The sequence below is a fragment of the Roseovarius sp. ZX-A-9 genome, from assembly GCF_028369135.1.
GTDB lineage: Bacteria > Pseudomonadota > Alphaproteobacteria > Rhodobacterales > Rhodobacteraceae > Roseovarius.
The window spans coordinates 1-14,088 of sequence record NZ_JAPWHW010000042.1; the positions used below are offsets into that span (position 1 = coordinate 1).

General features: G+C 53.1%; 12 protein-coding genes. 7 read left to right on the plus strand and 5 right to left on the minus strand.

The features are described from left to right. Positions 1 to 41: 41 nt before the first annotated feature. The 3 genes from O3306_RS21770 to O3306_RS21780 all read right to left on the minus strand — a co-directional run bounded on the left by O3306_RS21770 (position 42) and on the right by O3306_RS21780 (position 3,624). Positions 42 to 947 carry an ABC transporter permease gene (locus tag O3306_RS21770; protein ID WP_442970035.1) on the minus strand — a complete coding sequence of 302 codons (906 nt, stop codon included), beginning with the start codon at positions 945 to 947 and terminating at the stop codon, positions 42 to 44. A gap of 384 nt (positions 948 to 1,331) precedes the next feature. Further along, on the minus strand, positions 1,332 to 2,945 hold the full coding sequence (locus O3306_RS21775) for an ABC transporter substrate-binding protein (protein WP_272011427.1): 1,614 nt from the start codon (positions 2,943 to 2,945) through the stop codon (positions 1,332 to 1,334). A gap of 280 nt (positions 2,946 to 3,225) precedes the next feature. Further along, positions 3,226 to 3,624 carry a nuclear transport factor 2 family protein gene (locus O3306_RS21780; RefSeq protein WP_272011429.1) on the minus strand — a complete coding sequence of 133 codons (399 nt, stop codon included), beginning with the start codon at positions 3,622 to 3,624 and terminating at the stop codon, positions 3,226 to 3,228. Positions 3,625 to 3,904: 280 nt separating this feature from the next. Between O3306_RS21780 and O3306_RS21785 the strand changes: the two genes are divergently transcribed. Further along, complete coding sequence (locus tag O3306_RS21785) at positions 3,905 to 5,503, plus strand: phytoene desaturase family protein (RefSeq protein WP_272011431.1); 1,599 nt, start codon at positions 3,905 to 3,907, stop codon at positions 5,501 to 5,503. A 61-nt stretch (positions 5,504 to 5,564) separates the two neighbouring features. On the opposite strand, the gene O3306_RS21790 is transcribed toward O3306_RS21785, so the two are convergent. After that, on the minus strand, positions 5,565 to 6,260 hold the full coding sequence (locus O3306_RS21790) for a GntR family transcriptional regulator (protein WP_272011433.1): 696 nt from the start codon (positions 6,258 to 6,260) through the stop codon (positions 5,565 to 5,567). 134 nt (positions 6,261 to 6,394) lie between these two features. On the opposite strand from O3306_RS21790, the gene O3306_RS21795 reads away from it, so the two are divergent. Next, positions 6,395 to 6,817, plus strand: a complete 423-nt coding sequence (locus O3306_RS21795) for a PaaI family thioesterase (RefSeq protein WP_272011434.1) — start codon at positions 6,395 to 6,397, stop codon at positions 6,815 to 6,817. Positions 6,818 to 6,871: 54 nt separating this feature from the next. Here O3306_RS21795 and O3306_RS21800 read toward each other — a convergent pair whose 3' ends face one another. After that, positions 6,872 to 7,438, minus strand: a complete 567-nt coding sequence (locus tag O3306_RS21800) for a carboxymuconolactone decarboxylase family protein (protein ID WP_272011436.1) — start codon at positions 7,436 to 7,438, stop codon at positions 6,872 to 6,874. A gap of 123 nt (positions 7,439 to 7,561) precedes the next feature. On the opposite strand from O3306_RS21800, the gene O3306_RS21805 reads away from it, so the two are divergent. From O3306_RS21805 to O3306_RS21825, 5 genes are all read left to right on the plus strand, one after another. Next, positions 7,562 to 8,497: a 3-keto-5-aminohexanoate cleavage protein gene (locus O3306_RS21805; protein WP_272011438.1), complete on the plus strand. Its 936-nt coding sequence runs from the start codon at positions 7,562 to 7,564 to the stop codon at positions 8,495 to 8,497. A gap of 35 nt (positions 8,498 to 8,532) precedes the next feature. Continuing rightward, positions 8,533 to 9,387: an alpha/beta hydrolase gene (locus O3306_RS21810; protein ID WP_272011440.1), complete on the plus strand. Its 855-nt coding sequence runs from the start codon at positions 8,533 to 8,535 to the stop codon at positions 9,385 to 9,387. Between the two features lie 186 nt (positions 9,388 to 9,573). After that, entirely contained in the window at positions 9,574 to 10,725 is a 1,152-nt protein-coding gene (locus tag O3306_RS21815) for an aromatic ring-hydroxylating oxygenase subunit alpha (RefSeq protein ID WP_272011441.1), read from the plus strand. A gap of 70 nt (positions 10,726 to 10,795) precedes the next feature. Next, positions 10,796 to 12,268: an aldehyde dehydrogenase family protein gene (locus O3306_RS21820; protein WP_272011443.1), complete on the plus strand. Its 1,473-nt coding sequence runs from the start codon at positions 10,796 to 10,798 to the stop codon at positions 12,266 to 12,268. Beyond that, complete coding sequence (locus O3306_RS21825; protein ID WP_272011442.1) at positions 12,252 to 13,847, plus strand: choline dehydrogenase; 1,596 nt, start codon at positions 12,252 to 12,254, stop codon at positions 13,845 to 13,847. The genes O3306_RS21820 and O3306_RS21825 overlap by 17 nt, the downstream gene beginning before the upstream one ends. Positions 13,848 to 14,088: the final 241 nt, after the last annotated feature.

The following is a 14,088-nucleotide window of genomic DNA, read 5'->3' on the forward strand; positions in this document are numbered from 1 at the left end:
GAATAGTAGCCGATTACAAAAATGCTCATGTATCTGCCCCCTTACTTCGGATGCCGCAAACGCGGGTTTGTCAGGATAGCGCCGACATCGGCTGCCAGATTTAGCAGGATGAAGGTCGCGGCGAAAATCAGGCAGCAGGCCTGTACTACCGGGAAATCGCGCTTGGAAACCGCGTCGACAAGTGCCTGACCGATGCCCGGATAGACGAACACCACCTCGACCAGCACCACACCGGTAATCAGGTAGGCCAGGTTCAGCGCGACAACGTTGATGATCGGCGCCCAGGCGTTGGGCAGCGCGTGTTTGACGATCACCTTCCACGGCGGCGCGCCCTTGAGACGCGCCATTTCGATATAGGGGCTGGCCAGAAGGTTGATGATCGCGGCTCGTGTCATCCGCATCATATGCGCCACAACCACCAGAACCAGCGTCAGCGCAGGAAGAAAGGTGCGCTCGAGCGATTGCCATAATGACATTCCCTCGTTCAGGTTCGAGATTGCCGGGAACATTCCCCATTCTACCGAAAAGTAGAGGATCAGGATGTAACCCAGGAAAAATTCGGGGCTGGAGATCGAGGTCAGCGTCAGCACGTTGGCCACGCGATCGAAGATCGTGTTGCGCAGCAGGGCAACAAGGACACCCAGAGTGATAGCCATCGGCACCGCGATGACCGCGGCATAGGCCGCAAGGAAAAGCGTGTTCATGAACCGCTCACCGACTACGCTTATCACCGGTTCCTGTGTTACGATCGAACTGCCGAAATCGAACATCACGGCGCCAGACAGCCACTCCAGGTAGCGCAAGATAGCAGGCTTGTTCAGTCCCATCTGTTCGCGCATCGCGGCCAGGTTTTCTTCGGTCGCCCCTTGGCCCAGAACCGCCTCGGCGATATCGCCGGGCAGAAGTTCGACCATGAAGAAAATGATGACGGATACGACCAGTAGCATCGCCAGCCCCAAGCCTAGGCGTTTAAAAACAAGTTGCGCCAAGTAACTCAATCTATCGCTCCCAAGGAAAAACTAAATGTATCGTCGCTCGGTTTTTCAGAGAGTTGGCGACGGGAGGTCCGTGATGCAGAAAACGGAATTTTGCATGGCACGGACAGCATGTGCCACTGATCTGAAAGCCTCGGGCGCGTCATTTGCCGATGGCCGAACAATCTCCGCTCATCTGTTTCGCTCGTGACCAGGTTTGATCACGCCAGTCTGTTCAGCTGTTACATTGGTGACATTCGAAAAACACGGGGTAACCTGCATTTTGTCACGTGCAAAAACGAGGACCGCCGTTGGCGCGAAACCGAACCAATGACGTCCTCGTTTTTTACTCGCCAATCAGCTCTTGAACCACCAGCGCTGATAAGCGCGCGCTCCGTCGAGCTCCCAAGAGTTACTCACTATGTCATGGTGAGCGACGCTGTCTCTCATGGCATAAACATAGTTTGTGAACATCGGAATGACCGTGCTGCCTTCATCCCGTGAGATGATAGCCATTTCCCGGTACATCTCGGAACGCGTGGCATCATCCAATTCACCCTTGGCTTGCCGCAGCAGCGAATCGAACCGCTCGTGGCTCCAGAAGGTTTCTGTCCAGCTAGAGCCTGATTCGTAGATGAGAGAGAAAATGGAGTCCGGCGTTGGCCGCGCGCCCCATTTCGCGAACACGAAAGGTTTCTTTTGCCAGACATCGGACCAGTATCCATCGTTTGGCTCACGCACGACCTTGATGTTGATTCCGGCTGATCGGGCTTGTTCTGCATAAAGCGTGGCAAAGTCGACAGCGCCTGACATCAGGGAATCCGATGCGGAAAGGTTGGTGTCAAAACTGTCTAGCCCGGCTTCTTTCAGGTGCCATTTTGCCTTGTCCGGATCATAGGGACGCTGCGAAATATCGGTCGGGTAATAGGGCATATTGGGAGAGATGTGAAAATCATTTCCCAATGTCGCCGTGCCAAAGAGGATCTTTTCGATCATCTCTTCTCGATCAATCGCATGTTTCATTGCCATGCGGATATGATTGTTTTCGAAGGGGGCAGACGATGCAATCATCGGCAACGTGACTGTCGAACCCGATGGCAGGTTGATGATTTCGATCCCGGGGCGCCGGCTGAGCAGCCTCAACGTCTTTACATCGACTGAACTCACGGCATCGACATCGTTGGATAGCAGCGCTGTTTGACGTGCATTCGGGTCATTGATTGCTATCAGCTCAACCGCGTCAAACCAGCCGCCTTCGCCGTGCCAGCCTTCGTGACGTGTAAGACTTGCTCCGATGCCAGGTTCCCAGCTATCAATCTTGTACGGGCCAGAGCCTATACCGCTCTGCCAATCTGCATTTCCATCAGCGTCGGCAGGCACAATCGCAATGTGATACTCGTTAATGATATAAGGCAGGTCCGCCAAACCCTCATTCAGCTCAACAATAAGGGTATGATCTCCATCGGCTCTCACATCCTTCACGCTGGCCAGTAGTGGCTTGGCGACTGAGCTAGACCCTTCACGCATATGATGGCGCAACGATGCGATCGCATCACGAGATGTCACGGGGCGTCCGTCGTGGAAGGTCGCGTTCTTGGACAATTCGAAGGTCCAGACAGTTGCATCCGGCGACGCGCTCCAGCTCTCAGCAAGGTCCGGGCCAAGCGTACCATCCGGGTTGATAGCCGTGATGTAACTACGAGACGCGTGGCTTAGCTGAACCGTGAAATAGGAATTGTATAGACCTGGATCCAGTATGTCAGATGTGTTGGCATCATGGACGCCGACGCGGAATGTGCCACCCCGGCTAGGGGTCGAGGCGGCAACCTGTGAAGTCCAGAGTGTAGATGCCGCTGTCGCGGTGAGGCCCGTTGCACAGGCATGGCCCATGAAGCTGCGCCTCGATATCTTTCTTGCCCGCCCCGCAGATATGATGCGGTCACGCACCGTGTTGTCATTAAACGTCGTCATATCGAATCCTCCCAGTAAATTGACGATGGTTTTTAAGTTGCTGATGGTCTTTTCAGACCTGTGGCGTATGGCTTTAGGGGGTCGCAACCTCCGCTCAGTTGGCAACTTTCCTCCCGAAAGCACAGCCAGCGTGCAGAATTCCCACTTGCGGAGCAGCGGCTTGCAGGCTCCACTACGCGATCCGATGTCGTTGACTGGTCGCATGTTGCGGTGCGGAAATCGCAGCGGCGGCTCTCTTGTGAGCGACAGTATGAAAACCCGAAAAAGCCGAAAGCGCGCCTCAGCTGCTCCTGTTTTTGGAATACGTATCTTTGTAAACGATCAATCCATCCTCAAATGTGAAGATGTCCACGCTTTGGTATTCCTGCACCGTGCCGTCCTTGAGACGCGCGGTTCTCAGGTACTCGCAATAGGCTTTGTTCCCCGCGATGCGCGCATCGAGGGTTTTCCAATGAACGTTCTCGACACTTTGAAAAAGCGTGCCGAACACTTTTTCCAAGGCGGCATATCCTTCAAAGCGGACGCCGTGGGCATCGGGCCCTGCGCCGTGGTCAAAAACGGCATCCTGGGCAAAATACGGCATAACCGCATTAATATCATTGCTGTTAAATGCATCCCCAATGGCGTCCAGAAGTTCAGGTGTGACGGTCGTTGGTGTCTCGGTGAGTGTTTCAGTCATAATCGTTCTCTTTGATAGGCGGCCATAAGGTTATCTGTAAGGTCAAGCCGGTTACCCTTCGAGCCGCATGCCCTGTTTGCAGGTCAAAGCTCGTAGCAATCCTATTATCATACCAACAGACAAAAATACAAGTTTATTAAAGTGGTTATAAAACAAAGTGTTAGCAGAAGTTTTTGCAGCACACGCCCAAATATGCGGTCGGATTCTGACTTAATCCTTGAATATTCGTCTGATTGTCTGCTAATCAGTGGCGACTTGATGACCACAGAGGGACGGGTAGATGGGTGCGAAGTTTGATGTAGTTATTGTTGGCGGTGGGCATAACGGCCTTGTTTGTGGCGGTTACCTTGCTCGGTCAGGGCAACGGGTGCTTGTGCTTGAACGTCGCTCTGTGGTCGGAGGTCTGAGTGCAGACCGCGAATTCTTCAAGGGTTTCAGGGGGTCGATCCCCAACTCACCGGGGTCTCTCGAGCCGAAAGTCGTGCTGGACCTGGAATTGAAAAAGTTTGGCCTCGAGTTTACTCGGCCTGATCCATCCCTGGTCGTTCCTTTTCCGGATGGTCGTGCCATGGTTGCCTGGCGTGATCGTCAAAAAACGGCAGATGAAATTGCGAAATTCTCGAAAAAGGATGTCACTGCATATGCCGAGTTTTTTGAGTATCTGAACGATTTCGGTCGTCGCATCGGTATATCCCTGTTCGACAACCCGCCGAGGCTGCGCGATGTGATGGCGCGCTTGAAAACAGACGAAGACGAAGACGCATTTGCCAAGGTATTTCTTGGCAGTCTGAAAGATCTTCTTGATAGTCGGCTGGAATCTGAAGAGCTGAAAGCGGTAATCGCTGCAATCAGTGTCACATCGAACATGGTAGGCCCCAGGACGCCGGGTAGCCCTTATCTGTTGATGATGCGCCCCTTCTCCCTTGCTTCCGGAGGCACAAGCGATGATCACGATCCCCGCAAGCAGTACCTGAGAGGATCAACAGGATTGCCGATTGGTGGAATGGGTAGCGTTACCAAGGCAATGCGCGCATCCCTCGAGGCTTATGGGGGCGTCGTGCGCACCGATTGTGAGGTGTCACGGATTGTCGGAAACGCGAATGCGATTCAGGGCGTGGAACTGGAAACAGGTGAATTCATAGAGGCGCGAGTTGTCGTTTCCAATCTTCACCCCAAAACGACAATGGTCGATTTGCTGGATTGCAATGGCCTCGAAAGGGAGTTCATCGATCCGTTCGACCAACTCCCCAAAAGAGGGTCGGCGTTCAAAATTGCTCTGGCTTTGGACGGCTTGCCGGTGATGTCGGCTGCGCCTGCTGGAATGGAGCGCCTCTATGCCGGGTGTCAGTTCAGGCTGTCGCCATCTTTAGATTACATGGAGCGCGCCTATGATGATGCAAAATACGGGCGTGCATCAAAGGATCCGATTATTCTGGGGCTCATCCCGTCAGTTTCAGACCCGGAAATGGCACCTCCCGGAAAGCATATCTTGAGTGCAAATGTATGGCACGCGCCGATCGACCTGGCCGAAGGGGATTGGGAGACAGAGCGTGATCGATTTGGCAACCGTTGCATTGATGTGATGTCCGAGTACATGCCGAACCTGAAGGACCTGATAATCGACAAGAAGTTCCTCAGCCCGAAAGATCTTGAACAGGAATATGGTTTGAGAGATGCCAACGTCATGCACCTGGATATGATGCCGGCTCAAATGTTCAGCCTTCGACCGGTTCCCGGATGGGCATCCTATCAAATGCCGGTCCCCGGATTGTATCTTTGCGGCTCTGGTACATGGCCGGGTGGAACCGTAAGCGGCGTACCCGGACACAACGCCAGCCAAAAGATCATCAGTGATCTCAAGGCGTTGCGGGTTGCATAGCGAAATTTCGTTGCAGCTTTTCAGGAGGGCGTCAAAGAGGAGTGGGTAGCAGATCTGCAAATCAGTCCTGTTTCTGAAACGCCGATATGGCAACCGAGGCGGCATGTTGCACGTGCCGTCTGCTTGCGGCAACCGCGAGGTCGACATCCCTGGACTGTATAGCGTTCGCTATGTCCCTGAATGTTTGTATGTACTTGTTTTTTTGTGTGTCCGTTTGGCGGTAGGTGGTTGTCATCCGAACAAATCTGATCTTTGCGTGAAGAATATTTGAGTAATAGGAAACCAACCTATTTTCGGCACCGTCGAAAAGCACACTGAAAAACTCATCTGTAATCTTAAGAATGGTCTCAATCTCTTGGTGCCTCATCGCCTCATCATACCGATCAACGATTTGAGGCAGCTGTGCAACAACATCATCGCTGGCGCGTTCGGTGAAAAGCCTGACTGCAAGTCCTTCGACAGCCTCGCGCATTTCGTAGATTTCCTGCAAATCTTCGGCGGTAATGCTGACGACAAACGGGCCTTTATGTGGCGTGTATTCGATCAGGTGTTCAGCCTCCAATTGCCGAAGGGCTTCGCGGATGGAGCTACGGCCAACGCCGGTCGTCTCGCACAATACACGCTCAACCAGCCTCTCTCCTGGGCGAAAGGATCCTTCAAGAATTGCGGCCCTCAGAACATTGACCGTTTTCGAGTGGATGGTGTCTTGCGAACGATCAACTCTGAGTTTCGAAAGGCTCTTTATATCGCTTTTCACGTTGTTTTTCCTTGTTTTTCTATGTGTTGTGTCCGCTGCGTTTGCCTTCGGTCGCCGGGAAGACAGGTTTCAACCAATCGCCTGAAAAAAACACATTGGGCACCCGAAATCAACTTTGAACACCGTATCTTGGAATGAAGGAGCGCCAGATGGGTAACGATGCTATCCTGGAAAGATTGAATGCAGATTGGCCAGCTTCGGTGGCGACGCTGCGGGGTGTCGCGGTCGCTTTTAGCGAAAGTGACGAAACGCTGGATATGGAATTCGAAGCCGTGGAGATGTTTTGCCATTCCGGTGATGTCGTGCAGGGCGGGTATATTACGGGCATGCTGGATGCCGTGATGGCCTATTCCGTGATTGGCATTCCTGACGTTTGCAAGATGGTCGCAACGCTTGAAATCAAAGTTAACTTCATGTCGGCAGGACGGCCCGGCCCGATGCTGGCAAAGGGCAGGGTCATTCACAGGGGAAGGTCCATCGCGTTTCTGGCGGGGGAGCTTTATCAAAAAAATCGCCTCATCGCGACGGCAACCTCGACTGTAAAATTGTTGAAGTGACTGCTCCATTTTACCATCAACTTCGGGGTGGGGCGGCTTAAAATTTTCGCTGGATCAAACGTTCGGTAAGCGAAGGTGATCCGGAATGTTTTGATAGTCACTCTCTGGGGCCACCTCGTATGTGTTTAGGATCATAGACAACATAGCGAAATAACCGACGATAGTGACAAGCTCGACCAGCCCATCTTGGCCGAATGTCTGGGTCGCGCGCTCATAGAGGTCATCGTTGACGAATTGGGTTTCGAGCAGCTCCTTGCACAGATCGCGGGCCAGTGCATTTTCCGGTGGCTGGGCGGGCAGGGGGCTGTCGTTTGCGATGCGCTCGATCACCGTTTCATCGAGCCCTTCGGCTTGGCCGATAAGAACATGAGCGTTCCATTCTGCCAGACAATCCCAGTGACGCGATGTCACAAGAATGGCGATCTCGCGGATATGGGAGGGCAGCTTGCCGTCGAAGCGAAGTGATGCTCCGAGCGCCTGAACACGGTCGGCAATTTCTGGAGTCGACAGAAGGGCCGGAAAAGGCCCCCCGACACGCCCTCTTGGGCCGCTGGAAATCTGGTCGTAGACTCGCTTTTGCGCTGTTGAAAGAGACTTGTATTCCAAGGGTTTATTTCTCATGTGGCCTGCCTCCCGGCGTTGCGTTCAGGGGTTGTATTGTTTTCGGGGACAACAAGGAAAATATATATTGCCATATTGTCTGGTTGTCTGATAGACAATTTTTAGAATGAGTTAAAGGAGGCAATGATGAGTTCGAAGCCTGTGATTATCACATGCGCGGTGACGGGGAGCATTCACACTCCGACGATGTCGCCTCATTTGCCCATTACGCCTGGTGAAATCGTCGACGCAGCGGTAGGTGCCGCAGAAGCGGGCGCGTCCATCATCCATTTGCACGCCAGAGATCCCGAGAATGGCAAGCCAACGGCGGACACGGATACGTGGCTGCAATTTTTGCCCGACATCAAGCAGCAAACAGATGCTGTGATCAATGTGAGTACCGGTGGCAGTCCGGGGATGACTGTCGAAGAACGCCTTGCCGCGGCGTTGCAGCTTAAGCCTGAGATGGCTTCGCTAAATATGGGCTCGATGAACTTTGGCCTTTATCCATTGCTGGAGAAATACCAGGATTGGAAGCACGAGTGGGAGCCTGAGTTTCTGGGTATGACCCGGGACTATATCTTTCGAAACACTTTTGCGGACATCGAGATCATTCTCAAGAATCTCGGCGATGGCTGCGGAACTCGGTTCGAATTCGAGTGTTACGATGTTGGGCATTTGTACAATCTGGCCCATTTTGCCGACCGGGGCCTGATAAAGCCGCCGTTCCTTATCCAGACTGTATTTGGTCTGCTTGGCGGAATCGGTGCGGATGCTGACAATCTGTTCCACATGCGAAAAATAGCACTGAAACTCTTTGGCGAGGATCACGAGTGGTCCGTATTGGCTGCGGGGCGCAATCAAATGCCATTTGCAACGATTGCCGGCAATCTGGGTGGCAACGTCCGGGTTGGCCTTGAGGACAGCTTGTTCATTTCGAGGGGCGTGTTGGCAGAGACAAACGCTCAGCAGGTCGCGAAAATTCGGCGCATCCTGGAGGATCTGTCTCTGAAGATCGCAACGCCCGCAGAAGCTCGGACAAGGCTGGCGCTCAAAGGCGAATCGCAAGTTGCCTTCTAAAGTTGGAAATCGCCACTACCAGCGGAGAATACCAGATGACACGTACCATTCCTGTAGATCCGACCCTTGAGCACGGATATGATGTTCGCCTTCTCAGGTCGGATTTTGCCGAGCTGAGCCAATCCTGGGCCGAGCGAAGCGCCGCTTTGCGAAAGAACGCGACGGTAAAACTCGATCGCAGATACGGGCCGGGCGAAAAGGATCTGATGGATCTATTCCTGTGTGGTGAAAAGGAAGCCCCGCTATTTGTTTTCATTCATGGCGGCTACTGGCAGCGCGGTGACAAGGCCATGTATAGCTTTGTCGCGGAATCTTTCCTCAAGGCCGGGGTGGATGTCGCTATCGTCGGGTATGAACTGTGTCCTTCGGCGACGATGGCTTCGATGGCAGGCAAAATTCGCTCTGCTCTTGTTTGGCTGTGGCAAAATGGTGCTGCCGAAGGCATCAACAAAGACCGGATCAATGTTTCGGGTCACTCGGCTGGCGGGCACCTTACCGGCATAGCTCTTGCAACTGATTGGCCGAGTTTCAATTTGGATGTGCCCAAGAACCTGATCAAATCAGGCATTCCGATCAGCGGTCTTTTCCAGCTCGAGCCACTGCTCAGAACAACCATCAGCGATGCGCTTCATCTTGATGAAAGCAAGGCCAAGGCACTTAGTCCGCAATTCCTGCCTCCGGCAACGACAGCACCAATTCTTGTCACTCTGGGAGGCGGCGAAACGCCCCAATTCCATTGGCAGGCCGACGAGTTCGTGGCGCAGTGGTCGACATTCGAAGCGCCGATCGAAAAATACGCCGAGCCTGATGTCGATCATTTCGATGTCGTGAATCGCCTGTCGAGTTCAGAAAGTGAAATTTTCCGGAAAACGCTCGCCTGGCTGCGTTGAGATATTTTGTAACGTCAGGCCTCTGAGATGGGCAACGTCTACGCAACTGACATTGGTCTTTGTGTGTCCGATCATCACCTGAAATCCAGCCTGAGGTAAGTGGGTAAAATCTGATCGCCATTCGGTCAGATCAAATGCAGGGCCAAGTTAGGCTGAGGAATTTGGCAAACGTGAAGGGTCAAAACCATGGAACATACCGTAATAACAAATTCCGTAAATGACATTCTTACGGAGCTCAAAACGAACGCTGCAAAGCCATTGGGCCAGGCGAAGGCCATGCCTCGAAAAATGTATCAATCAGAATCCATTTTGGAACTTGAGAAAGAAAAGATTTTCAAAGACGAATGGATTTGTATCGGGCGCACACAAGACATTCCAAATGTTGGAGATTATCTAACTTGGAAAATCCTTGATGAGCCAGTGCTTGTCGTCCGCAGACCCGATGGTGAAGTAGCAGCTTATTCGAACACTTGCCGACATCGCATGATGCTTCTACTCGAGGGCAAAGGTACATGTAAGCGCATCGTTTGCCCCTATCACGCCTGGACCTATGACTTGTCAGGGCAGTTGATCGGTGCTCCTTATATGAACAAGACAGATGACTTTAACAAAAAAGACATCAGTCTCCCTGAGATCCGTAGTGAAATCTGGCATGGCTGGATTTATCTGACATTGAATCCTAACGCGCGGCCGGTGCATGAGAAGCTTGCAAATCTCACGCCCCTTATCGAGCGGTATAACTGCGAAAACTATGTCGGCATTGTGCTGAAAGACACTGTATGGAATTGCAACTGGAAACTCCTCGCAGAAAATTTCATGGAAGGCTACCACCTTCCAGTGGCACACAAGGCCACGGTTGGCGCGTTCTGCCCGCTTGATGAGACAGAATTTTCTGACGTCGATGAAGCGGACGAAAACTTCACGTATCAGACCTATACCAAGGACAAAGAAGCGCCTGTCGGCACGGCACACCCTTCAAATACCTCCCTGGAAGGGAAATGGCGCATAACAAGCGTCTTGCCGACCATATTCCCAAGCCACATGTTTTCTTTGGCACCTGATCACCTTTGGTATCTTTCGATCCAGCCCATTGGCGTTGACAAAGTGCGGATTCGCCACGGTGCTGCAATCGCTCCGGAAGTGCTGGAAAACCTTTCGGACCCGGATGCTTCCTTGGGGGAAATCCGCGAATTTTTGGCCAAGGTTCAGGAAGAAGATCGCTTCGTCGTCGAAGGGATGCAGCAAGGCACTGCTGGTGACCTGAGCGGGTCGGGTCAGCTGAGCTGGCTTGAGCGGGAAGTCAACGACTTCACCAAATACATTGCCCGAAAATTGTAGATCGTAGGATACAAGTAAAATGACGACTGAGCCGATAAGTAGGAGCTGCCGGAAGCTTTTGGATCAGGAGATGTGCCTTTTGATAAATGGCCAACTCACGACCGGAGCCACATCCGAAACACGCCAATCTATTGATCCAGCTACAGGATCAGTCGTCGGAACGTACCCGAACGCCTCGCCCGCAGACGTTGACATGGCTGTAGCCGCCGCCAAGGCGGCTCAGCCAGGCTGGGCGGCCCGTCCTCTTAGCGAGCGTCAGGAAATCGTCCAGAAAATCGGTCAGGTGTTGCGGGAGCACTCTGCAGATCTTGGCTATATCGATACGCTTGATTCAGGAAGCGTCTTTTCGTCAATGCAACATGACGCGGCATGGGCCGCTGATGTGATTGACAATCTTTCCAGATCGGCCAGCGAAGTCAAAGGTGAGGTGACGCAGCTTGATGTCAACCTGCACTATACTCGCAGATCACCGTTCGGCGTGGTCGCAAAGCTTCTGCCTTTCAATCATCCGATTCAAGCTTTTGGAACCGGATTGGCTGCGCCATTGTTGATGGGGAACTGTCTGGTGGCCAAACCGTCACCCCATACGCCGATTTCGGCCCTCGTATTCGCGCGGCTTATCAAGGATATCGTGCCTCCGGGGGTCATTAACGTCGTCACGGGCGACAATGATCGTGTTTCCACGCCACTTGTAACGCATGCGGATGTCCATCGGTTGGCGGTGACAGGCAGCTCAGAAGCGGGCGTTCTAATCACCCAAGCTGCGGCCCCGTCACTCAAGAACCTGACCATGGAATTGGGTGGCAAAAATGCCCTGATCGTATTTCCCGATGCCAACCCCGAATTTGCGGCTGACATCGCCGTCTCGGGCATGAATTTCAAATGCCAGTCGCATTCCTGTAGTTCAACCTCCCGCGTACTTGTGCATAGGTCACTTAAACAACCGTTTCTGGATGCCCTTGTTGAACGTGTCAAAGCCGTGCGTGTTGGCCTGCCTACGGATTCCGAAAGTGGAATGGGCGCGATATCGACCAGGCCGCTCTTCGAACGCATTTTGGGGTACATCGAGGCTGGGAAATCCGAAGGCGCCAAACTGCTCATCGGCGGCACAATTCCCGAAGATGACGCTCTCAAGAATGGGAATTTTGTCACTCCGGCGGTCTTTTCGGACGCCCGGCCGGATATGTCGATCGCCCAAGAGGAAATCTATGGTCCGGTTATTACGGTCCTTGATTGGGAAGACCATGACGAGATGGTGTCAATTGCAAATGGTGTCGAATATGGTTTGACTGCCGTGCTTGTCACGGACGACCTGGAGACCGCTCACCAGACCGCGGACGCCCTGGAAGTGGGCTATGTCGAGATCAATGGCAGCGTGAGTTACCCACACGGATCACCCTACGGGGGGTGGAAAAAGAGCGGTAACGGACGTGAAGGCAACATTGATGAACTGCTGTCCTACACGCAGCTCAAATCGGTGAATGTCAATTTTCGCAAAGAGCTTTCCAGCACATCGGGCCCCAAGAATGACCCAAGAGTTTGACTATATTGTCGTAGGTGCTGGTAGCGCCGGATGCGTTCTGGCGAACCGGCTGACAGCCAGCGGCAAGCATCGGGTTCTGCTGATTGAGGCAGGGCCAGATGACAATCATCTTTTTATCAATATGCCCGCCGCCTTCACCCAGGCCATGACAAAGGGCAAATTCGACTGGGGCTATGAGACCGAACCGGAACAGCACCTGAATGGGCGTACAGCGCCCTGTTACCGCGGGCGTGTGATGGGGGGCTCTTCTTCGATCAATGCGATGAGTTTTGTGCGCGGGCATCGTGCGGATTTCGATGCCTGGGCGATTGAGCATGGACTCGAAGATTGGTCTTATGAAAAGTGTCTACCTTATTTCAAGAAACTCGAAACGTTCAGCGGGGGAGCGAACGACTATCGCGGGGGCTCCGGCCCGGTCAATGTGACCGCTCCCAAACTCTCTAGTCCTTTGCAATCAATGTTCCTGGCTGCCGCAGAACAAGCCGGCTATCCAATCGCCAAAGACACAAACGGCGAGGATCAGGAAGGTTTCGGACTGAACGACCAGACGATCCACAAGGGGCGTCGTGTCAGCGCAGCAACAGCCTATATCCATCCGATACGCAGTCGGAAGAACCTGCGTATCGAGAAGGAGGCGATGGTTGATCGTGTCTTGTTTGCTGATGGCCGTACAAGAGGCGTTGAGTACCGAAAAAACGGGCAAACAAAGCAGGCTTTCTGCGCAAAGGAAGTGATTCTTAGCGCGGGGTCTATCAACTCACCCAAATTACTTGTCTTGTCTGGAATCGGTCCCGCAAAACAGCTCGCGTCGCTCGGGATTGATGTTGTTGTCGACAGCCCGGAAGTGGGACAGAATCTGCACGACCACGTGGATTTCAGCATTTCACACAAGGCAAACCAACCTATCACGGTTTCACCGGCTTTGCGTTTCCCCAAAAAGGCAATGATTGGCATTGAGTGGATCCTTCGTAAAACCGGATGGGGTGCCACCAATCACTTCGAAACGGTTGGTTACATAAAAACCAATGACGAGCTTTCCCAACCGAATGTTCAGTACGTATTGGTGCCGCTGCTGGCCAAACCTGATGGGTCCTCCAAGGCGCGGGTGCATGGGTTTCAAGTCACCGCGATGCTCTTGAGGCCCCGAAGCCGCGGTACGGTGACTGTCCAGAGCACAGATTCCGAACGCCCGCCCGCAATTCATTACAATTATCTCGCTCGCACCGGGGACCTGGAAGAACTCAGAGAATGCGTGCGAAAGCTGAGGGTGATTTTGGCTCAACCTGCTCTGGATGCCTGCAGGGGCCCGGAGTTGAGCCCTGGAATCGAAGTGCAAACAGACGATGAGATTGACGAATTCATCAGGCAAAATCTGAAGTCTACATATCATCCTTGCGGAACGTGCCGCATGGGGATTGATGACGCGTCAGTTGTTGATGCGGAGGGCCGCGTTCGCGGCGTTTCAGGCTTGAGGGTGGTTGACGCCTCGATTTTTCCGTCAGTGACCAGCGGAAATATCAATGCACCAACCTTGATGATTGCGGAAAAGCTGGTCGATAAAATTCTAGACGGGCAATGACGTTCGGTAGTGTCCCTCGGTCAACCGTAGCAGCCGGTGCCAGGACTCTACCGCGTCCATCTCCGAAAGAAACAGAGCGCGCCGCATCGGCTTTTTCTTCATCGCATGGGTAAGTGCCCACTACGATCAAGTCGGCACCGATCTCTCTCGCATGTCGCAGTATCGTAAGGCTCCGGCGGCGGCCGTCTGATCTCGGGATCGATCCGATGGTAAGTCCGGCCTTATGTCCGACTTCATTAAC